Annotated in this window: 15 protein-coding genes; 10 read left to right on the top strand and 5 right to left on the bottom strand. The window is 70.0% G+C overall.

The annotated features are described in order from the left end of the window. Positions 1-47: 47 nt before the first annotated feature. Positions 48-2,570: an ATP-dependent helicase HrpB gene (hrpB, locus tag ACIBJH_RS33165; protein WP_399120601.1), complete on the top strand. Its 2,523-nt coding sequence runs from the start codon at positions 48-50 to the stop codon at positions 2,568-2,570. Here the strand turns inward: hrpB and ACIBJH_RS33160 are convergent. The 3 genes from ACIBJH_RS33160 to ACIBJH_RS33150 all read right to left on the bottom strand — a co-directional run bounded on the left by ACIBJH_RS33160 (position 2,560) and on the right by ACIBJH_RS33150 (position 5,666). Further along, positions 2,560-3,552, bottom strand: a complete 993-nt coding sequence (locus ACIBJH_RS33160) for a DUF3068 domain-containing protein (protein WP_399120600.1) — start codon at positions 3,550-3,552, stop codon at positions 2,560-2,562. The genes hrpB and ACIBJH_RS33160 overlap by 11 nt on opposite strands. A 41-nt stretch (positions 3,553-3,593) precedes the next feature. After that, entirely contained in the window at positions 3,594-3,728 is a 135-nt protein-coding gene (locus ACIBJH_RS33155; protein ID WP_106417094.1) for an SPW_0924 family protein, read from the bottom strand. Between the two features lie 192 nt (positions 3,729-3,920). Beyond that, a complete protein-coding gene (locus ACIBJH_RS33150) occupies positions 3,921-5,666 on the bottom strand; it encodes a lytic transglycosylase domain-containing protein (protein ID WP_399120599.1) in 1,746 nt (581 codons plus the stop codon). A gap of 257 nt (positions 5,667-5,923) precedes the next feature. Between ACIBJH_RS33150 and ACIBJH_RS33145 the strand changes: the two genes are divergently transcribed. Next, positions 5,924-6,778, top strand: a complete 855-nt coding sequence (locus ACIBJH_RS33145) for a DUF4184 family protein (RefSeq protein ID WP_399120598.1) — start codon at positions 5,924-5,926, stop codon at positions 6,776-6,778. On the opposite strand, the gene ACIBJH_RS33140 is transcribed toward ACIBJH_RS33145, so the two are convergent. Both ACIBJH_RS33140 and polA read right to left on the bottom strand, forming a co-directional pair. Continuing rightward, a complete protein-coding gene (locus ACIBJH_RS33140) occupies positions 6,741-7,148 on the bottom strand; it encodes a hypothetical protein (RefSeq protein WP_399120597.1) in 408 nt (135 codons plus the stop codon). The two genes, ACIBJH_RS33145 and ACIBJH_RS33140, sit on opposite strands and share 38 nt — an antisense overlap. 229 nt (positions 7,149-7,377) lie before the next feature. Beyond that, positions 7,378-10,116, bottom strand: coding sequence for a DNA polymerase I (gene polA / locus ACIBJH_RS33135; RefSeq protein WP_399120596.1), 2,739 nt, complete (start codon positions 10,114-10,116; stop codon positions 7,378-7,380). Between the two features lie 323 nt (positions 10,117-10,439). On the opposite strand from polA, the gene ACIBJH_RS33130 reads away from it, so the two are divergent. From ACIBJH_RS33130 to ACIBJH_RS33095, 8 genes are all read left to right on the top strand, one after another. Then, on the top strand, positions 10,440-12,719 hold the full coding sequence (locus ACIBJH_RS33130) for an FdhF/YdeP family oxidoreductase (protein WP_399120595.1): 2,280 nt from the start codon (positions 10,440-10,442) through the stop codon (positions 12,717-12,719). A 51-nt stretch (positions 12,720-12,770) separates the two neighbouring features. Further along, positions 12,771-13,259, top strand: a complete 489-nt coding sequence (locus ACIBJH_RS33125) for a PaaI family thioesterase (RefSeq protein ID WP_399120594.1) — start codon at positions 12,771-12,773, stop codon at positions 13,257-13,259. Positions 13,260-13,355: 96 nt separating this feature from the next. After that, positions 13,356-14,027 carry a hypothetical protein gene (locus ACIBJH_RS33120; RefSeq protein WP_399120593.1) on the top strand — a complete coding sequence of 224 codons (672 nt, stop codon included), beginning with the start codon at positions 13,356-13,358 and terminating at the stop codon, positions 14,025-14,027. 226 nt (positions 14,028-14,253) lie between these two features. Further along, positions 14,254-15,465 (top strand): branched-chain amino acid ABC transporter substrate-binding protein, encoded by a 1,212-nt coding sequence (locus tag ACIBJH_RS33115; RefSeq protein WP_399120719.1) that lies wholly within the window; start codon positions 14,254-14,256, stop codon positions 15,463-15,465. Between the two features lie 142 nt (positions 15,466-15,607). Further along, positions 15,608-16,537, top strand: coding sequence for a branched-chain amino acid ABC transporter permease (locus ACIBJH_RS33110; RefSeq protein ID WP_399120592.1), 930 nt, complete (start codon positions 15,608-15,610; stop codon positions 16,535-16,537). Positions 16,538-16,541: 4 nt separating this feature from the next. Continuing rightward, a complete protein-coding gene (locus ACIBJH_RS33105; RefSeq protein WP_399120591.1) occupies positions 16,542-18,419 on the top strand; it encodes a branched-chain amino acid ABC transporter permease in 1,878 nt (625 codons plus the stop codon). A 6-nt stretch (positions 18,420-18,425) separates the two neighbouring features. Then, a complete protein-coding gene (locus ACIBJH_RS33100; RefSeq protein ID WP_399120589.1) occupies positions 18,426-19,262 on the top strand; it encodes an ABC transporter ATP-binding protein in 837 nt (278 codons plus the stop codon). Then, positions 19,259-19,975, top strand: a complete 717-nt coding sequence (locus ACIBJH_RS33095; protein ID WP_399120588.1) for an ABC transporter ATP-binding protein — start codon at positions 19,259-19,261, stop codon at positions 19,973-19,975. The genes ACIBJH_RS33100 and ACIBJH_RS33095 overlap by 4 nt, the downstream gene beginning before the upstream one ends. The last annotated feature ends 56 nt before the right edge of the window (positions 19,976-20,031 follow it).

Genomic DNA, 20,031 nt, shown 5'->3' with positions numbered 1-20,031 from the left:
GCACGCGCGCGTAGAGGCCGTTCCGGAAGCCGTACGACACTGGGGGCGTGATCCGCTACGACGCCCTCGACGCGCTGCCCGTCCACAGTGCCCTGCCCGGCCTCGACGCAGCCCTGGAGGCGGGCGGCGCCGCGGTGCTCGTCGCGCCGCCCGGCACCGGCAAGACGACGCTGGTGCCGCTCGCGCTGGCCGGGCTGCTCGGCAGGGGCAGCGAGGGGCCCGCGCGGCGGGTGGTCGTCGCCGAGCCGCGGCGGATAGCTGCACGGGCGGCGGCCCGGCGGATGGCGTGGCTGCTGGGCGAGAAGGTCGGCGAGAGCGTCGGCTACACCGTGCGCGGCGAACGGGTCGTGGGACGGCACGCACGCGTGGAGGTCGTCACGACCGGGGTGCTGCTCCAACGCCTGCAGCGGGACCAGGAGTTGACGGGCGTCGACGCCGTGGTCCTGGACGAGTGCCACGAACGGCACCTGGACGCGGACACCGTGGCGGCCTTCCTGGTCGACGTACGGGAGGCGCTGCGGCCCGAGTTGCGTCTGCTCGCGGCGTCCGCGACCACCGACGCGCAGGGCTGGGCCCGGCTGTTGGGCGGGGCGCCGGTGGTCGAGGCGGAGGGCGTCGCGTACCCCGTGGAGGTCGTCTGGACCCCTCCGGCACGCCCGGTACGGCCGCCGCATGGGATGCGCGTGGACCCGGCGCTGCTCACGCACGTGGCGTCGGTGGTACGGCGGGCGCTGGCCGAGCGGGACGGGGACGTGCTGTGTTTCCTGCCCGGGGTCGGCGAGATCGCCCGTGTCGCCGGGCAGTTGGGGAACATCGGTGACGTCGAGGTGCTCCAGGTGCACGGGCGGGCGCCGGCCGCCGTACAGGACGCGGTGCTGTCCCCGGGGACGCGACGGCGGGTGGTGCTGACGACGTCCGTGGCGGAGTCCTCGCTGACGGTTCCCGGTGTCCGCGTGGTCGTGGACTCGGGATTGGCGCGGGAGCCGCGGGTCGATCACGCGCGCGGGCTCAGCGCGCTCGCGACGGTACGTGCCTCGCAGGCGGCCGGGCGGCAGCGGGCGGGCCGGGCCGGGCGCGAGGCGCCGGGGGCGGTGTACCGGTGCTGGGCGGAGGCCGAGGACGCGCGTCTGCCGCGTTTTCCGGCGCCGGAGATCAAGGTGGCCGATCTGACGGCGTTCGCCCTTCAGGCGGCGTGCTGGGGGGATCCTGGGGCGTCCGGGCTGGCGTTGCTCGACGCGCCTCCCGCCGGGGGTATGGCGGCGGCTCGGGGGGTGTTGGCTGCGGTGGGGGCCGTCGACTCGGGTGGGCGTGCGACGGCTCGGGGGGTGCAGTTGGCTCGGTTGGGGTTGCATCCCCGGTTGGGGCGGGCGTTGTTGGATGCGGGGGCGGCGGGTGCGGAGGTTGTCGCGCTGCTCAGTGAGGAGGCTCCGCGGGAGTACGGCGATGATCTTGCCGGGGCGCTGCGGCTTGCCCGGCGTGGAGGAGACGCCTATGCCGGGCGGTGGCGTGCGGAGGTTCGGCGGCTGCGGGCCGTGGCGGCAGAAATCTCCCACCCACCCACCGGTTACGCCCCTCCTGCAAAAGTGAACGTCGAAAACGACGATTCGCTCGTCGGACTCGTCGCCTCCCTCGCCTACCCCGAACGTGTCGCCAAGGCCGACGGCGGCTCCTATCTCCTCGTCTCCGGCACCCGCGCCGAACTCCGCGACAACAGCCCCCTTCGCGGCGCCCCCTGGATCGCCATCGCCGCGGCCGACCGACCCATTGGCAAGGGGCACGCGCGCGTGCAGCTCGGGGCCGTCGTCGACGAGGACGTCGCCCGGTTCGCGGCCGGGGCGCTGCTCAGCGAGGTGGACGAGGTGCACTGGGCCGGCGGTGACGTCGTGGCCCGGCGCGTCGAGCGGCTCGGGGCGGTCGAGTTGGCGGTGCGGCCGCTCAAGGACGCCGACCCCGTCGCCGTACGGGATGCGCTTGTCGACGGGCTGCGGGAGGAAGGGTTCGGGCTGTTGCGGTGGTCCGCGGATGCCCAAGTGCTGCGGCAGCGGCTGGCGTTCCTGTGGCTGAACGTCGGGGCGCCGTGGCCGGACGTGTCCGACGAGGCGCTGCACGCGCGCGTGGACGAGTGGTTGGAGCCCGAGTTGGGGCGGGCGCGGCGGCGGAGTGATCTGGGGCGGATCGAGGCCGGGCAGGCGCTCCAGAGGTTGCTGCCGTGGGCCTCGGGGGAGGCCGGGCGGCTCGGCGAGCTGGCGCCGGAACGGATCGCCGTACCGAGTGGGTCCAGGGTTCGCATCGACTACGGGAACCCCGAACAGCCCGTCCTCGCCGTGAAGTTGCAGGAGATGTTCGGGCTCCACGAGTCGCCGAAGGTCGCGGGGGTGCCGGTACTCGTGCATCTGTTGTCCCCGGCCGGGCGGCCCGCCGCCGTGACCGCCGATCTCGCGTCCTTCTGGAAGGACGGGTACCGGGGCGTGCGGGCCGAGTTGCGGGGGCGGTATCCGAAGCATCCGTGGCCCGAGGACCCGGCGACCGCCGAGGCCACGCGGTTCACCAACGCGCGGCTCAGGCGGTGACGGGTTCCGGTTCCTGGACCTCGGTGGGGGCGGAGTCGCCGGGGCGCCTGCCGCGGGCCTCCAGGTAGAGGGAGAGCGCCAGCAGGAGGAGGCCGAGGCTCAGGAAGCCCCAGGGGAGGTAGGAGACCATCAGCAGGACGAGGGTGCGGTTGGACTTCACCAGGGCGACGGTGTGCTTGATGTAGTCCTCGCGCATCTTCACGTCACCGGCGAACGCCGTCACCTTCGCGCGACCGCCCAGGAGGGTGCCGCCGCGCAGTTCCTCCTTGTGGATCTCCTCGCCGTAGACCGGTGCTCCGGTGACGGGTTCGACCCAGAACCTGCGGACCGTGGTGTACCAGCGCGTGGTGCCCGTCTTGGCGACGGACTCCGGGGTGATGCCCTTGACCGGCATCGTCTTCGGGAAGGGGACCTTGGTCCAGGGGATGGTCTGCTCGAAGTAGTAGACCTTGACGCCGCGGAAGTTCTGGGTGCCCTTGTAATGGATGGGGTTGGTGGTGCGGGTCTGCGCGTCGAAGTACTCGTAGTCCCGTTTCTGCGTCAGGAACGGCCACTTGAACTCGATGCCGTCCCGTTTCACCGGGTCGCCGTCGACCATCTCGCCGGTGGCGTGGACGGGGTCCTGGGTGTGCGCGTCGAAGATGTAGCGCTCGGGGATCGAGGAGACCATCTTGCCGTCGGGGCCCTGGACGTAGGACAGGCCGTCCCAGACGACGACGTCCCGGCCGGCGGTCTTGTCGATCTTCTTGGCGGCCTCGACGTCGCCCTTGAGGGTCTGCACGATGGTGACCTTGGGGACCGTCTTGGCCTGCATGGTGCCGTAGTCGAGGAGGGTGGCGTTCTTCGCCTCCAGGACCATGTCCTGGTACTGGTTCGCCGGGATCTTGGCCAGGCGCGGGAAGGCGTACCAGCGCAGCAGCGGGGACAGCGCCGTGAAGAACACGGCGAGGGCGAGCAGGATCAGGCTGGCCTTGCGGCGCAACTCGGCCTCCCTACCAAGGAGTTAAACGCTTGCGCAATCGTTTACGGATGCGCGGGCACCGTCGTCAGCAGCGGTTTCGGGGAGGTCTTCCCCATCGGTGAGCCCATCGCGGTGATGGTCAGGATCAGCGCGAACGCGAGCACCAGTCCGGTCGCGGCGGCGATCAGGGCGCGCATGCCGGCCTCCCGACAGACAGAAACCAATGGATTCAGGAACTGATAGGTCGTCAGGTCGGGCACCGTAGCAACGCGCGGGCGAGATGAGAACACGTTGCACACGGACGAGGGGCGGACAGCGGACACGACGAGGGCGCCCGCCCGCCGAAGCGGAGGAGCGCCCTCGTCCTGTCGCAGGGGTTGCGCGGCCGGCTACGCGCTCGGTGAGGCCGACGGGCTCGGGTCGGCCGAGGCGCTCGGGCTGGGCGAGGGGGTGTCGGTCGCCGCGGCCACGGTCAGTTCGACCGTGAGGGTCGCGCCGCCCGTGGTGGTGATGCGGAGCAGGAAGGTGCCGGTGGTGTCGTCCGCGTACAGCTTCGGCAGCTTCAGGAGGCCGTCGGCGTCCGTGGCCAGGCCGGTGAGGGTGCGGACGGTCTTGCCGTCGGCGTCCTTGAAGTAGGGGCCCTTGTCGTTCTCGGTGGCGTCGTCGGTCGCCTTGATGAGGGTCGCGGTGGCCGCGACCTTGTCGGCGACCGCGCCGCCGTAGGTGGCCTTCACCTCGACCTGGTCGGCGAACTCGCCGCCCGGGGTGCAGGTCAGCGCGGTGGTGCTGGTGCGGACGAGGGTGTCGGCGACCCGGGGCGTGACGCTCGCCGTGTAGTCGAGAGCGGTGATCGCACGGCCCAGGAGCGTGGCACGGACGGTGAAGTCACCGGTGGTCTCGCCCGCTTGGAGGGCCGGGGCGACGGCCACACCGGACGCGTTGGTGACGACCGTGGCGACCTTCTCGCCGCCGGTGAACGTGGCGTCCGTGGTCCCGACGATCGTGAACCGGATCCTGACCTTGGCGACGGCCTTGCCGGCCGAGTCCTGGGCGCGGGTGCTGATCTTCTTGGTGAACGCCTCGCCCGCCGTCGCGGTGAGCTTCGCCGTGCCCGCGTCCGCCAGCTTGGCCACCGTGTCGGTGGGGGTCGGAGTCGGCGTCGGCGTAGGCGTGGGAGTGGGCGTCGGGGTCGGCGTGGCCGGCGTGGTGGGGGTCGGGCTGGGGCTCGGCGACGAGGTGCCCGGAGTCGAGGGCGAAGTCGAAGGCGTGGGGTTGGCCCCGGAGTTGTCGTCGCTGCGGCCCGAGGGCAGGGTGCCCGTGCCGTCCGGGACCGAGTGGGTGCCCTTGCGGTAGTACTCCAGCCACGACAGGACCGTGTTCAGGTAGTCCGTCGAGTTGTTGTAGCTGAGGATCGCGCTGCGCACGCCCGCGTCGGTCGACAGGTTCCAGTTGTTGCGGCACAGGTAGTGGCCGGCGGCGAGCGCGGCGTCGTAGACGTTGTTGGGGTCCTTGACCCCGTCGCCGTTGCCGTCACGGCCCGCCCAGGCCCAGGTGGACGGGATGAACTGCATGGGTCCGACGGCCTGGTCGTACTCGCTGTTGCCGTCGTACTTGCCGTTGTCGGTGTCCCTGATGAGCGCGAAACCGTTGCCGTCGAGCGCGGGGCCCAGGATCTTGGAGGTCGTGGTGCCGTTCGCGTCGACCTGACCGCCGCGCGCCTGGCCCGACTCCACCTTGCCGATGGCGGCGAGGAGTTGCCAGGGCAGGTTGCAGCCCGGCTTGGAGGTGGCGAGTTCGGCCTCGGCCTTCTTATAGGCGTCGAGGACGGTCGCGGGGATGCCCGCCTCGGCCTCGCCGACCGAGACGGGGGTCCCTATGGACGGCGACTGGCTGGCGCCCGTACTGGGGTTCGGGCTGCTCAGCGGCGGGAGGTCCGTGTAGTACGGCGAGTCTCCGGTGGCGCTGCGACCAGTGCTCCCGTCACTCCCGTCGAGCGCGGTCCGGCCGGCGGGGAGCGTTCTGTGGCCGCCGGTCACCGCCGGAGCCTGGGACGCGGACAGTGCCGCGACCGCTGCCGCGGCCACCGCCGTCGTCGCCGCACCCTTGCGCAGCCGCCTGCCGAAATGCGCCGTCATGGAGTGAACCCCTCCCAGGGACGCCTGAGCGCCCGCCTTTTCTGTTGCCTCTGCGCCTGTTGTGACGGTCGAGCCGCCCCACAGGTTGCCCTCATGGTGGTTATCGGATGGTGTGTACTTGTTCTCCGTCTCCGCCCGCTCGCGAGCCCCGCACGGGGGCCCAGGCGACCCTACGACAACTTGCTTTGCACGGGCACCCGTTGGTGGCCGTTATTCACCACCTGGCCATATGCCGATGACCCCTACGGGGAGACCTGTTGCCGTTCACTTTGAGTCATGCCGCCGCCGTACTGCCCGCCGTGCGCGGCGACGGCAGAGGGCGCGGCCGGCTGGTACCGGCGGTGCTGGTGGCGGGCTCCTTCGCCCCCGACATGACGTACTACGCGGCGAGCGCGGTCCCCGGGGCGATGGAGTTCGGGAACGTCACGCACTCCTTCCCGGGCGTCTTCACGGTCGACGTCCTCATCACCTGGACGACGGTCGCCCTCTGGCTCCTGCTGCGCGAACCCCTGGTGGCCCTCCTCCCCCGCGCCCGACAGCCCCGGACGGCGGCCCTCCTGCGCTGCGGCACGCCACGCGCGCGTGCCACCCCGTCACTGGCCGCGTGGTGGTACGTCTCCGCGGTCCTCGGCGGTCTGACCCATGTCGTGTGGGACGCGTTCACGCACCACGACCGGTGGGGCGTACGGCTCTTCCCCGTCCTCGACCGCACGGTGGGCGGCAGACCGCTGTTCTCGGCTCTCCAGTACGGCAGTTCGGCGGTCGGCGCGCTCCTGATCGCCGCGTTCGTGCTGCGTGCGCTACGACGGGTTCCGGCCACCGCGCCGGTGGGGGTGCCCGTGCTGTCGGTACGGGACCGATGGGCGGCCGGTGCCGTCCTCGGTGGCTGCGCGCTGGTGGCGGCGGTGGAACGGGCCTCGCACTGGTGGGCGTACTGGGGCTCGACGGCGAGCGCCTGGGACCTGATCCCGACCCTGTGCTTCGGGGCGGGGGCCGGGCTGGTCCTGGGCGTGCTGCTGTACGCCGTGGGCGTCCGTGTGTGGCGCCCGGCGACCTCCGGGGCACCCGACGAGGTCAGCGCGGAGCGGAGCCGTCCGGCGGGGTCGCGATGAACACCGTCATGGTGTGCACGGAGCGTGACCTCGCAAGCCGGGTGAGCACGAGGTCCAGGTAGCTGCGGCCCAGCTCGGCCCACAGCCGCCACACGGGGGTGCCGGTGGGGGTGGTGGCGGGCCCCTGCGGGTGTCTGGCCTGTTCCCGGGGGTCCACGGCCGTGTCGTCCCGGAACGTGAGGCGGCACCGGAGGCCCGCGGCCGTGTGCCGGACGGCCATGGCGAGGTCGGCGGGGATGCGGGCGGTGCTTGCGCCGGCGGCGAGGGCCGGTACCGGCGGGCGGGGCGTGACCTGGGCGGCAGCGGCGCCCGCTGCCTGTGTCCGGGTCCGCGCCCGGCCCGACCGGCGATGGAGCATGCGTATACCCATGCCCGCATCCTTACGGTCCCCAGGGCCGACAGGCGCCTCCGCGAGGGCCACGCGGGTGACGGGTCCGCTGGGGGTCGGGCGGGGCTCGTGCGGGGAGTTTCTGTTGCCGGGGAGGGGCGAGAGTGGCTTCGGCACCGCCGGGATGCGCCGTGGTGGGTACGCTCCGTTGCGGCGGAGAGTCGAGGCGACCTCGGTCGAAAGGCTCGCCCCTCCGCCGCACCACCGCCCGCTAGTGCGCCGCCGACTCCCAGTCCGGGCCCACACCCACCGAGACGTCCAGCGGCGCCCGGAGATGCACCGCGCCCGCCATCTCGTGGCGGACCAGTTCCTCCGTGGCCGCTCGTTCGCCGGGGGCGATCTCCAGGACGATTTCGTCGTGGACCTGGAGGAGCATGCGGGACTTGAGGTCGGCCTCGCGCAGGGCGGTGTCCACCTTGAGCATGGCCATCTTGACGATGTCGGCCGCGGTGCCCTGGATCGGCGCGTTCAACGCCATGCGCTCGGCGGCCTCGCGGCGTTGACGGTTGTCGCTGTTGAGGTCGGGGAGGTAGCGGCGGCGCCCGAAGAGGGTCGCCGTGTAGCCGGTGGCCCGCGCCTCGTCGACCGCGCGGCGCAGATAGTCCCGTACACCGCCGAAGCGCTCGAAGTACGTGTCCATCAGGACCCGCGCCTCGCCCGCGTCGATGTTCAGCTGCTGGGAGAGGCCGAACGCCGAGAGGCCGTAGGCAAGGCCGTACGACATCGCCTTGATCTTGCGGCGCATCTCCGCGTCCACCGCCGAGCCCTCGACGGAGAACACCTGGGAGGCCACCGTGGTGTGCAGGTCCTCGCCCGAGGTGAACGCCTCCAACAGGCCCTCGTCCTCGGAGAGATGGGCCATCACACGGAGTTCGATCTGGCTGTAGTCCGCGGTCATGAGCGATTCGAAGCCTTCGCCGACCACGAAGCCGCGGCGGATCGCCCTGCCCTCGTCCGTGCGGACCGGGATGTTCTGCAGGTTCGGGTCCGTCGAGGAGAGGCGGCCGGTGGCGGCGACCGTCTGGTTGAACGTGGTGTGGATACGGCCGTCCGTCGCGATCGTCTTGATCAGGCCCTCGACGGTGACGCGCAGCTTCGCCTGTTCGCGGTGGCGGAGCATGATGACCGGCAGTTCGTTCTCGGTCTGGTTGGCGAGCCAGGCCAGGGCGTCCGCGTCGGTCGTGTAGCCGGTCTTCGTCTTCTTGGTCCTGGGCAGGCCGAGTTCGCCGAAGAGGACTTCCTGAAGCTGCTTGGGCGAGCCGAGGTTGAACTCGTGTCCGGCCGCCGCGTGCGCCTCCTTCACCGCCTGCTGGACGGCGCCGGCGAACATCTGCTCCATGGCTTCGAGATGGGCCTTGTCGGCCGCGATGCCGTACCGCTCCAGGCGGGCGAGGAGGATCGAGGTGGGCAGCTCCATGTCCCGCAGGAGGTCCGCCGCACCGACCTCCTGGAGGCGCTCCCCGAAGGCGTCTCCCAGGTCGAGGATCGCGCGGGCCTGCACCATCAGGGCGTCCGCCTCGGCGCCGTCGTCCGCGCCGAAGGCCAGCTGGCCGTCGGCCGTGGCGGCGGGGGCCAGCTCACGGCCGAGGTACTCCAGGGACAGCGCGTCCAGGTCGAAGGAGCGGCGGCCGGGCTTGACCAGGTAGGCGGCGAGCGCGGTGTCCATGGAGATGCCGTTGATGGTCCAGCCGTGCTCGGCGAAGACCCGCATCGCGCCCTTGGCGTTGTGGAACACCTTGGGGCGGTCGGCGTCGGCGAGCCAGGCCGCGAACGCGTTCTCGTCGCTCTCGTCCAGCTCGGCGGGGTCGAACCAGGCGGCCGGTCCCCCGGCGGTGGCGAGCGCGACCTCGGTCACCGAACCCGAGCCGAGGGTCCAGGTGTCGACGGTGGCGACGCCGAGGGGCTCGGTGCCGTAGTCGGCGAGCCAGCCGGGCAGTTCGCCGGTGCCGAGGACCGAGCCGTCGACCGCCACTCCGCTCTCTGCGGGCGGGGTCGGGTCGGCCTCCTCGCTGCCCGGGTCGACGGCCAGCAGCCGTTCGCGCAGCGAGGGGTTGCGGATCTCCAGGGTGTCGAGAACCATCGCGACGGCCGTGCGGTCGTACGGAGCGCGCTCCAGGTCGATCACCGTCTTGGGCAGCTCGACGTCCTTGACCATCTCGGTGAGGCGGCGGTTGAGCTTGACCGCGTCCAGGTGGTCGCGGAGGTTCTGCCCGGCCTTGCCCTTGACCTCGTCGACGCGGTCGACCAACTCGGCGAAGGAACCGAACTGGTTGATCCACTTCGCGGCGGTCTTCTCGCCGACACCGGGGATGCCGGGGAGGTTGTCGGACGGGTCACCACGCAGGGCCGCGAAGTCGGGGTACTGGGCGGGCGTCAACCCGTACTTCTCGACGACCTTCTCCGGAGTGAACCGGGTCAGCTCGGAGACACCCTTCGTCGGGTAGAGCACCGTGGTGTGGTCGGACACCAGCTGGAAGGAGTCCCGGTCGCCGGTGACGATCAGCACGTCGAAGCCCTCGGCCTCGGCCTGGGTGGCGAGCGTGGCGATGACGTCGTCGGCCTCGAAGCCGTCGACCGCGAACCGCGACACGTGCATCGCGTCGAGCAGCTCGCCGATCAGCTCGACCTGGCCCTTGAACTCGTCCGGGGTCTTGGAGCGGTTCGCCTTGTACTCGGTGAACTCCTCGGAGCGCCAGGTCTTGCGGGACACGTCGAAGGCCACCGCGAAGTGCGTGGGCGCCTCGTCGCGCAAGGTGTTGGCCAGCATCGACGCGAAGCCGTAGATCGCGTTCGTCGGCTGGCCCGTCGCGGTCGTGAAGTTCTCCGCGGGCAGCGCGAAGAACGCGCGGTAGGCCAGCGAGTGCCCGTCCATCAGCATCAGCCGTGGACGGTCTCCGCCGGAGGTGTTCCCGGAGGTCTTGTCGGTCTTCTTCGATGCTGTCTCTGCCACGACCCCGATCCTGCCACGCCCCACTGACAGTCGGGGTCACGGTCGCCGCGTCGGAGCGCGTGGCCGCGATGAACGACGGAAAGCCACGTACGCGTGAAGAGGTCGCGGTCGCGGCAGGAGACCCCGTCGAAGGCTCCTGGGCCCGCCGCGGCCAGGAGCCGGACAAACCCACCCGCCCCGCCTCTCCCCACAACCCACCCCGCCCCGCGCACCCGCCGAACATCGCCGAAACCATTGAGCCCACGAACCGACCTCAGCGTTGTCACCGCCGCGTGCGAGGATCGGAGATGTAGTGCACATGTGCCAGCGAAGGAGGGCCCGCGATGGCCACGAAGCCGCCCCAGGGCGATCCGGTCCAGGACGCGCCGCAGGTCACCGAGCCGAAGCATGCCGCGGCCGGTCTCCCGGCGATCGGGCACACGCTGCGCATCGCCCAGCAGCAGATGGGTGTGAAGCGCACCGCGCTGACGCTGCTGCGGGTCAATCAGAAGAACGGCTTCGACTGCCCGGGCTGTGCCTGGCCCGAGCCGGACCACCGGCACGCGGCGGAGTTCTGCGAGAACGGCGCGAAGGCGGTCGCCGAGGAGGCCACCCTGCGCCGGGTGACCCCCGAGTTCTTCGCCGCCCATCCGGTGGCCGATCTCGCGAACCGCAGCGGCTACTGGCTGGGCCAGCAGGGCCGTCTCACGCACCCCATGTATCTCCCCGAAGGGGCCGACCGCTACGAACCGGTCACCTGGGAGCGGGCGTTCGACATCGTCGCCGAGGAGATCGCCGCCCTCGGCTCGCCCGACGAGGCGCTGTTCTACACCTCGGGCCGCACCAGCAACGAGGCCGCGTTCCTGTACCAGTTGTTCGCGCGGGAGCTGGGCACCAACAACCTGCCGGACTGCTCGAACATGTGCCACGAGTCGTCGGGTTCCGCGCTGAACGAGACGATCGGCATCGGCAAGGGCAGCGTCCTGCTCGAGGACATCTACCAGGCCGACCTGATCGTCGTCGCCGGCCAGAATCCGGGCACCAACCACCCGCGCATGCTCACCGCCCTGGAGAAGGCCAAGGCCAACGGCGCGAAGATCATCAGCGTCAACCCGCTGCCCGAGGCGGGCCTGGAGAAGTTCAAGAACCCGCAGACCCCGCAGGGCATGCTCAAGGGCGCCGCCCTCAACGACCTGTTCCTGCAGATCCGCATCGGCGGCGACCAGGCCCTCTTCCGCCTCCTGAACAAGCTCGTCCTGGAGACGGAGGGTGCCGTCGACCAGACCTTCGTCGACGAACACACCCACGGCTACAAGGAGTTCGCCGCCGCCGCGCGGGACGCCGACTGGGACGAGACGCTCCTCGCCACCGGGCTGACCCGCCCGGAGATCGAGAAGGCCCTGGAGATGGTCCTCGCCTCCGAGCGCACCATCGTGTGCTGGGCGATGGGCCTCACCCAGCACAAGCACGCCGTGCCGACCATCCGCGAGGTCGTCAACTTCCTCCTGCTGCGCGGCAACATCGGCCGCCCGGGCGCGGGCGTGTGCCCGGTGCGCGGCCACAGCAATGTGCAGGGCGACCGCACCATGGGCATCTTCGAGCGCCCCGCACCGGCCTTCCTGGACGCCCTGGAGAAGGAGTTCGGCTTCGCCCCGCCGCGCGAGCACGGCTACGACGTGGTCGCCGCGATCCGCGCCCTGCGTGACGGCGACGCGAAGGTGTTCTTCGCGATGGGCGGCAACTTCGTGGCCGCCTCCCCCGACACCGAGGTCACCGAAGCGGCCATGCGGCGCGCCCGCCTCACCGTGCACGTCTCGACGAAGCTGAACCGCTCGCACGCCGTCACGGGCGCGCGTGCCCTCATCCTGCCCACCCTGGGCCGTACCGAGCGCGATCTCCAGGGCGGCGGCGAGCAGTTCGTGACCGTCGAGGACTCGATGGGCATGGTGCACGCCTCGCGCGGCCGACTGGAGCCCGCGAGCAAGGAGCTGCTGTCCGAGCCGGCCATCGTGTGCCGACTCGCCCGCCGCGTCCTCGGTGCCGAATCCCGCACTCCGTGGGAGGAGTTCGAGAAGGACTACGGGACGATCCGCGACCGCATCGCGCGCGTGATCCCCGGCTTCCAGGACTTCAACGAGCGGGTCGCCCACCCCGGCGGCTTCGCTCTCCCGCACGCCCCGCGCGACGAACGCCGCTTCCCGACGGCCACCGGAAAGGCCAACTTCACCGCCGCACCCGTCGAATACCCCGAACTCCCGGAAGGGCGCCTGCTGTTGCAGACGCTGCGCTCGCACGACCAGTACAACACCACGATCTACGGCCTCGACGACCGCTACCGGGGCATCAAGAACGGCCGCCGGGTCGTCATGGTCCACCCCGACGACGCTGCCCGGCTCGGCATCGCCGACGGGTCGTACGTCGATCTGGTCGGCGAGTGGAAGGACGGCGTGGAGCGGCGGGCGCCCGGCTTCCGGGTGGTGCACTATCCGACCGCGCGGGGCTGCGCCGCCGCCTACTACCCCGAGACCAACGTCCTCGTCCCGCTGGACGCCACCGCGGACACCAGCAACACCCCGGCCAGCAAGTCCGTCGTCGTACGTCTGGAACAATCGGTGACCGACTGAGCGTTTGCTCAGTAGTCGCAACAGTGATCACGACGAACGGAGTCGGGCCCCATGGGCGAGCAGCAGCAGGTGCAGTTCCCGCAAGAGGTCGTCGACGAGTACGCCGCGCTCGGCGTCGATCTGCCCGCCCTCTTCTCCGCCGGATACCTGGGCTCGCGCATGGGCCTGGAGATCCTGGAGGCGTCCGCCGAGCGCGTCGTCGGGACGCTGCCGGTCGAAGGGAACACCCAGCCGTACGGGCTGCTGCACGGCGGCGCCTCGGCCGTGCTCGCCGAGACCCTCGGGTCCATCGGATCGATGCTGCACGGCGGCAGCACGAAGATCGCCGTCGGCGTCGACCTGAACTGCACCCACCACCGCGGCGCCCGCTCCGGCCTGGTCACCGGCGTGGCCACACCCCTGCACCGGGGGCGCTCGACGGCGACGTACGAGATCGTGATCAGTGACGAGGAGGGGCGACGGGTGTGCAGCGCGCGGCTGACCTGTCTGCTGCGGGACGTGAACCCGGGGGACGGAATACCCGAGCGCGCCGCGCTCTGATCCCGCCGGTCCATCAGCCCGTCGGGGGCGGTGGGCCGGACTCCGTCTTCCGCACCCCCGTCCACTCCCCTACCGTTTCCCCATGAGGCTGCCGGCATGAGCGGTATCGGGCCCGTCGAATCCGTCGACTCGCCGGAGACGAACGGGAGTTACGAAGTCATCGGCGGCGACCCGCCCCATCTGACGGACCGCTGGCACACCCTGTCGCCGCGCGCCCGCAGAACCGTGTTCGCGGCGGGCGCGGTCGCCGCGCTGGGCGTCGGAGCCGTCCTCCTGCCCCCCGTCCACTCCGTCCGGGAGTCCGACCCGCAGCCACCCACGCCATGGCCCGCGAACGTCACCAACTGGCGCTACGTCGGACTCGCCCAGACCACCGACTCCCCCACCACGACCGGTTTCTTCCGCTTCGCGGTCGCCGTGGACAGCGGACCCGCCGTCACCCTGCGGGTCACCGGCGCCGCCTTCGACGGACTCATCGCCCAGGCCGTCCCGGAACCGTCCTTCACCGTGCACACCGGAACGACCCGCCGCGTCACCGTGGAGATATCCGTTTCCGACTGTTCGGGACTGCCCCTGAATGCGGACCTCGCCTTTCTGGACGTAACGCTGCGTAACACGCGCGCAATACAACGCCACAGTTTCATCTTCGGCGCCTCCTACTCCAAGGACCTTTCCCAGCTCCTCCACAGGGCCTGCGGCACGACAAACGCCAGGCCAGGCCCACGGCCAAGCGGAAGTGCAGGTTCTCAAAATGTGGACCGCGGCTGAATTCCGCCAAACCGGCTGAGACCCACCTTTCGCGAAGCCCGCCAACCGGCACGTCATAACAAGAAAGTCACAAGCCAGCGCACGACGATGCCCATGCCCACAGACCGGGCTTAGAGTCACGGCCAGTCACCGCTCCATCGGGAGTTGGGTACCAGCGCAGCACCTACGCCGCTCCAGACCGGAGCGACTGTGCCTGCGGAAAGGACTGATTGTGCGACAGCGTTCTTTGGTGATACTGACCTCCGTTCTCACGACCGGAGCTCTGACCCTCACCGCCTGCGGCTCCCGGGACAGCGGTAGCAAGAGCGACAGCGGGACCACCCTGACCATCGGTGTCGACGCCCCGCTGTCCGGTGAGAACTCCACCACCGGCCTCGGCATCCAGTACGGCGTCCAGATCGCCGTCGACGACGCCAACAAGAACAACTGGGTTCCCGGCGTCAAGTTCAAGGTCAAGGCCCTGGACGACAAGGCGCAGCCCGCCACCGGCCAGTCCAACGCCACCGCCTTCACCGGCCAGAGCGACGTCGTCGGCGCCGTCGGCCCGCTGAACTCCGGCGTCGCCCTGTCGATGCAGAAGGTGTTCGCCTCGGCCAACATGGTCGAGATCTCCCCCTCGAACACCGACCCCAGCCTCACCCAGGGCAAGGACTGGGCGACCAGCAAGACGCGGCCGTACAAGACGTACTTCCGCACCGCCACCACCGACGCCCTCCAGGGTGGCTTCGCCGCCGACTACGCGTACAACGGCCTCAAGAAGAAGAAGGCCTTCGTCGTCGACGACAAGCAGACCTACGGCGCCGGCCTGGCCGGAATCTTCAACAGCGGCTTCAAGAAGCTCGGTGGCACCATCGCGGGCACCGACCACGTCAACACCGGCGACACCGACTTCAGCTCGCTCGTCACCAAGATCAAGAACTCCGGCGCCGACCTGGTCTACTACGGCGGCCAGTACGACGAGTCGGAGAAGATCACCAAGCAGCTCAAGGGCGCCGGCGTCAAGATCCCGCTGTTCGGCGGTGACGGCATGTACGCCACCACCTACATCCAGACCGCGGGTGCGGCCGCCGAGGGCGACCTCGCCACCTCCGTCGGCGTCCCCGTCGACACCCTGCCCGCCGCCAAGCAGTTCATCGCGACCTACAAGGCCAAGGGCTACAAGGGTGACTACGGCGCCTACGGCGGCTACTCCTACGACGCCGCCACCGCCATCATCAAGGCCGTGAAGGCCGTCAAGGACGCCAACGGCGGCAAGCTGCCCGACAGCAACGACCTCCGCTCCAAGGTCGTCGACGCCGTCCAGAAGTCCGACTTCGAAGGCATCACCGGCAAGGTCACCTTCGACGAGTACGGCGACACCGGCAACAAGCAGCTCACCGTCTACCAGGTCACCAACGGCGCCTGGAAGGCCGTGAAGACCGGCACCTTCACCGGCTGATCCCAGCCCAGCACCACAGCACCACCGCACCACGGGCCGCGCGGAAGGAGGACCCCGACCGCGCGGCCCGTTGTCACACCCCCCCCCACCCCCAGGCACGCGATCTGTGCACACGACCACCAGCGACAATGGAGGCCACGCGGTGAACACCCTGCCGCAGCAGCTGGCCAACGGGCTGCTCCTAGGCTCGATGTACGGGCTGATCGCCATCGGCTACACGATGGTGTACGGCATCGTCCAGCTCATCAACTTCGCGCACGGCGAAATCTTCATGACCGGGGCCTTCGGCGCCCTCACGGTCTACGCCTACATCCTGCCCGACGGCACCGCGATGGTGGTCGCCGTACCGCTCATGCTGATCGGCGGCGGAATCGTCTCCGTCCTCGTCGCGGTAGGGGCCGAACGATTCGCCTACCGCCCCCTGCGGCAAGCACCACGGCTGGCCCCCCTCATCACCGCCATCGGCCTCTCACTGGCACTCCAGGAAGTCGTCCGCAACTTCTACCCGGGCGCCGACAAGGACCGCTCCTTCCCCAGCCTCGACGGCAGCCACGACATCGGCTCGGTCACCATCACCGACGCCGACATCTTCCTCGTCATCGCCGCCATCGTCTGCATGTCCGGCCTCGCCTGGTTCGTCCGCAAGAGCCGCACCGGCCGCGCCATGCAAGCCACCGCCCAGGACCCGGACACCTCCCAGCTCATGGGCATCGACACCAACCGCATCATCGTCATAGCGTTCGCCATCGGCGGCTTCTTCGCCGCCGTAGCAGCCGTCTCCTACGGCCTCAAGTACGGCAACATCGGCTACCGCATGGGCTTCCTGATGGGCCTCAAGGCCTTCACCGCGGCCGTCATGGGCGGCATCGGCAACATCTACGGCGCCATGCTCGGCGGAGTCGTCCTCGGCGTCGCCGAAACCCTCGCCTCCGCCTACATCAACCACATCCCCGGCATGCAGCAGCTCGGCGGATCCGGCTGGGCCAACGTCTGGGCCTTCTGTCTCCTCATCCTCGTACTGCTGTTCAGGCCACAGGGCCTGCTCGGCGAACGCGTCGCGGACAGGGCGTGATCACATGACCGAGACGACCAAAACTCCGGCCACCCCGCCCGCCGACGCCCCCACGACCGAGCACCAGGGCCTCATCCCGATGCCGGCCGCGGCCGCCCGCGCCCTCACCCTCGGCGGCGGCATCGCCACCATCGTCTCCGCGTTCCTCGCCTGGACGTGGACTTCCGACTTCCCCGGCGACCTCACGGTCTACGGCTACCCCGGCGGCCTCCAGTGGCTCACCGTCGTCGGCGGCATCCTCGTAGCCCTCTTCGCCCTCTCCGGATACGGCACCCGCGGCCTCGGCTGGCTCGCCCCCGCCGGCGCCACCGGACCCACCCTCCTCACCGCACTCGGCGTCTTCGCCACCACCTGGTACACGGTCATCGCGATCGCCGTGAAACTCGGCGGATTCGTCAACCTCGAACCCGGCGGATACATCGCGGCCATCGCCTCCCTCGCCACGGTCATCGGCGCCTTCGCCCTGCCCGCGGGCGAAGGCTCGACCCGCAAGGCGAAAGAAGCCTCCAGCACCTACCTCGCCACCCACGGCCGCTCCCGGTGGCGACTCATCCTCGCCGGCGTCAAGTTCCTCAACGCCTACATCGGCAAGCCCGACACCATCCCCGCCGCCGCGCCCACCGCCCCCTGGGTCCAGCGACTGATCATCACGATCGTCGCCGCCCTCGGCCTCACCGTCTTCGCCTACGGCATCGACGCCGAGGACGAACTCTTCATCGGCTTCCTCATCGTCGTCGTCTTCACCTCCTGGGCCCTGCACAGCGCCGGCCTCTTCGACCGGTTCAGCCACCTCACCGCCACCAACCGCAGCTTCGCCCTCGCCATGGGCTTCGTCGCCGCGATCGGCTTCCCCTTCACCCAGACCAACGACCACTACGCCAACCTCGGCGTCAACATCCTGATCTTCGGCACCGTCGCCCTCGGCCTCAACATCGTCGTCGGCCTCGCCGGACTCCTCGACCTCGGCTACGTCGCCTTCCTCGGCGTCGGCGCCTACACCGCCGCCCTCGTCTCCGGCTCCGAGTTCTCCAAGTTCTCCGGCGTCCAGTTCCCCTTCTGGGCCGCCGCCCTCACCGGAGCGGCCGCCAGCCTGGTCTTCGGCGTCCTCATCGGCGCCCCCACCCTGCGCCTGCGCGGCGACTACCTCGCCATCGTCACCCTCGGCTTCGGAGAGATCTTCCGCATCGCCGTCAACAACATGGACGGCGTCTCCGGCCCCGACATCACCAACGGCCCCAACGGCATCCCGTCCATCCCCGACCTGTCGTTCTTCGGCTTCAACTTCGGAGACACCCACGACATCGCCGGATTCACCATCGGCCGGTTCGCCAACTACTACCTGCTCATGGTCCTGATCATGGCGCTCGTGGTCACGATCTACCGCCGCGCCTCCGACTCCCGCATCGGCCGATCCTGGATCGCCATCCGCGAGGACGAGACCGCCGCCACCGCCATGGGCATCAACGGCTTCCGCGTCAAGCTCATCGCCTTCGCCCTCGGCGCCACCCTCGCCGGCCTCGCCGGCACGGTCAGCGCCCACGTCACCTACAGCGTGGTGCCCAACCCGTACCAGTTCGCCGGAGCGGCCCCGCCCAACTCCGCGTTCCTCCTCGCCGCCGTCGTCCTCGGCGGCATGGGCACCGTCTCCGGACCCTTCCTCGGCGCCGCCCTGCTCTACCTGCTCCCGGAGAAGCTCGTCGCCCTCCAGGACAAGTCACTCCTCGCCTTCGGCATCGCGCTCATCCTCCTGATGCGCTTCCGCCCCGAAGGCATCATCCCCAACCGCCGACGCCAGCTGGAATTCCACGAGACCGGCCAACTCGACGTACCGGACACCACGACCCTGACCGACGAACCGGCCATCACCAAGGCAGGGGCGTAGAGAGCCATGACGACACCAGTACTCGAAGCCCGTGACGTCACCATGCGCTTCGGCGGCCTCACCGCCGTCCGATCCGTCGACTTCACCGTCAACTCCGGCGAGATCGTAGGCCTCATCGGCCCCAACGGCGCCGGCAAGACCACCTTCTTCAACTGCCTCACCGGCCTCTACGTCCCCACCGAGGGCACCGTCTCCTACCAGGGCACGGTCCTTCCCCCCAAGCCCCACCTCGTCACCAAGGCCGGCATCGCCCGCACCTTCCAGAACATCCGCCTGTTCGCCAACATGACGGTCCTGGAAAACGTCCTCGTCGGCCGCCACACCCGCACCAAGGAAGGCCTCTGGTCGGCCCTCCTGCGCGGCCCCGGCTTCAAGAAGGCCGAAAAGGCCAGCGAAGAACGCGCCATGGAACTCCTGGAGTTCATCGGCCTCGCCCACAAGCGCGACCACCTCGCACGCAACCTCCCCTACGGCGAACAGCGCAAGCTGGAGATCGCACGCGCCCTCGCGTCCGAGCCCGGCCTGCTCCTGCTCGACGAGCCGACCGCCGGCATGAACCCCCAAGAGACGCGCGCCACCGAAGAGTTGGTCTTCGCGATCCGCGACAAGGGCATCGCCGTCCTCGTCATCGAGCACGACATGCGCTTCATCTTCAACCTCTGCGACCGCGTCGCCGTCCTCGTCCAGGGCGAAAAACTCGTCGAAGGCACCTCCGACGTCGTCCAGGCCGACGAACGCGTCGTCGCCGCCTACCTCGGCGAACCGTTCGAAGGCACACCCGAGGACACCCCGCCCGCAACGGAAGCGGAGAGCACCACCAGCGCCGAGGGAGAAGCCCAGTGACCGCACTGCTAGAGGTCGAGGACCTCAAGGTCTCCTACGGCAAGATCGAAGCCGTCAAGGGCATCTCCTTCAGCGTCGAGGCCGGCCAGGTCGTCACCCTCATCGGCACCAACGGCGCCGGCAAGACGACGACCCTCCGCACCCTCTCGGGCCTGCTCCAGCCCTCCGGCGGCAAGATCACCTTCGACGGCAAGCCGCTCAACAGCGTCCCCGCCCACAAGATCGTCGCCCTCGGCCTGGCCCACTCCCCCGAAGGCCGGCACATCTTCCCCCGCCTCACCATCGCGGAGAACCTCCAGCTCGGCGCCTTCCTCCGCAAGGACAAGGAAGGCATCGAAAAGGACATCCAGCGCGCCTACGACCTCTTCCCCATCCTCGGAGAACGTCAGAAGCAGGCCGCGGGAACCCTCTCCGGCGGCGAGCAGCAGATGCTGGCCATGGGCCGCGCGCTCATGTCCCAGCCGAAACTGCTCATGCTGGACGAGCCGTCCATGGGCCTCTCCCCGATCATGATGCAGAAGATCATGGCGACCATCGTCGAACTCAAGGCCTCGGGCACGACGATCCTCCTCGTCGAACAGAACGCCCAAGCAGCCCTGTCGCTCGCCGACCAGGGCCACGTCATGGAGGTCGGCAACATCGTCCTCTCCGGCACGGGCGAGGACCTGCTGCACGACGAATCGGTACGGAAGGCGTACCTCGGCGAGGACTGACGTCCCTGCCGCAGCACTTCCCTACGACGAGGCCCGCGCCCCCAGCTCGGGGGCGC

Source organism: Streptomyces sp. NPDC050548 (genome assembly GCF_044457385.1).
Classification (GTDB): Bacteria; Actinomycetota; Actinomycetes; order Streptomycetales; family Streptomycetaceae; genus Streptomyces.
The sequence above is the reverse complement of the archived record's forward strand: the minus strand, read 5'-3'. Positions and strand labels throughout refer to the sequence as shown.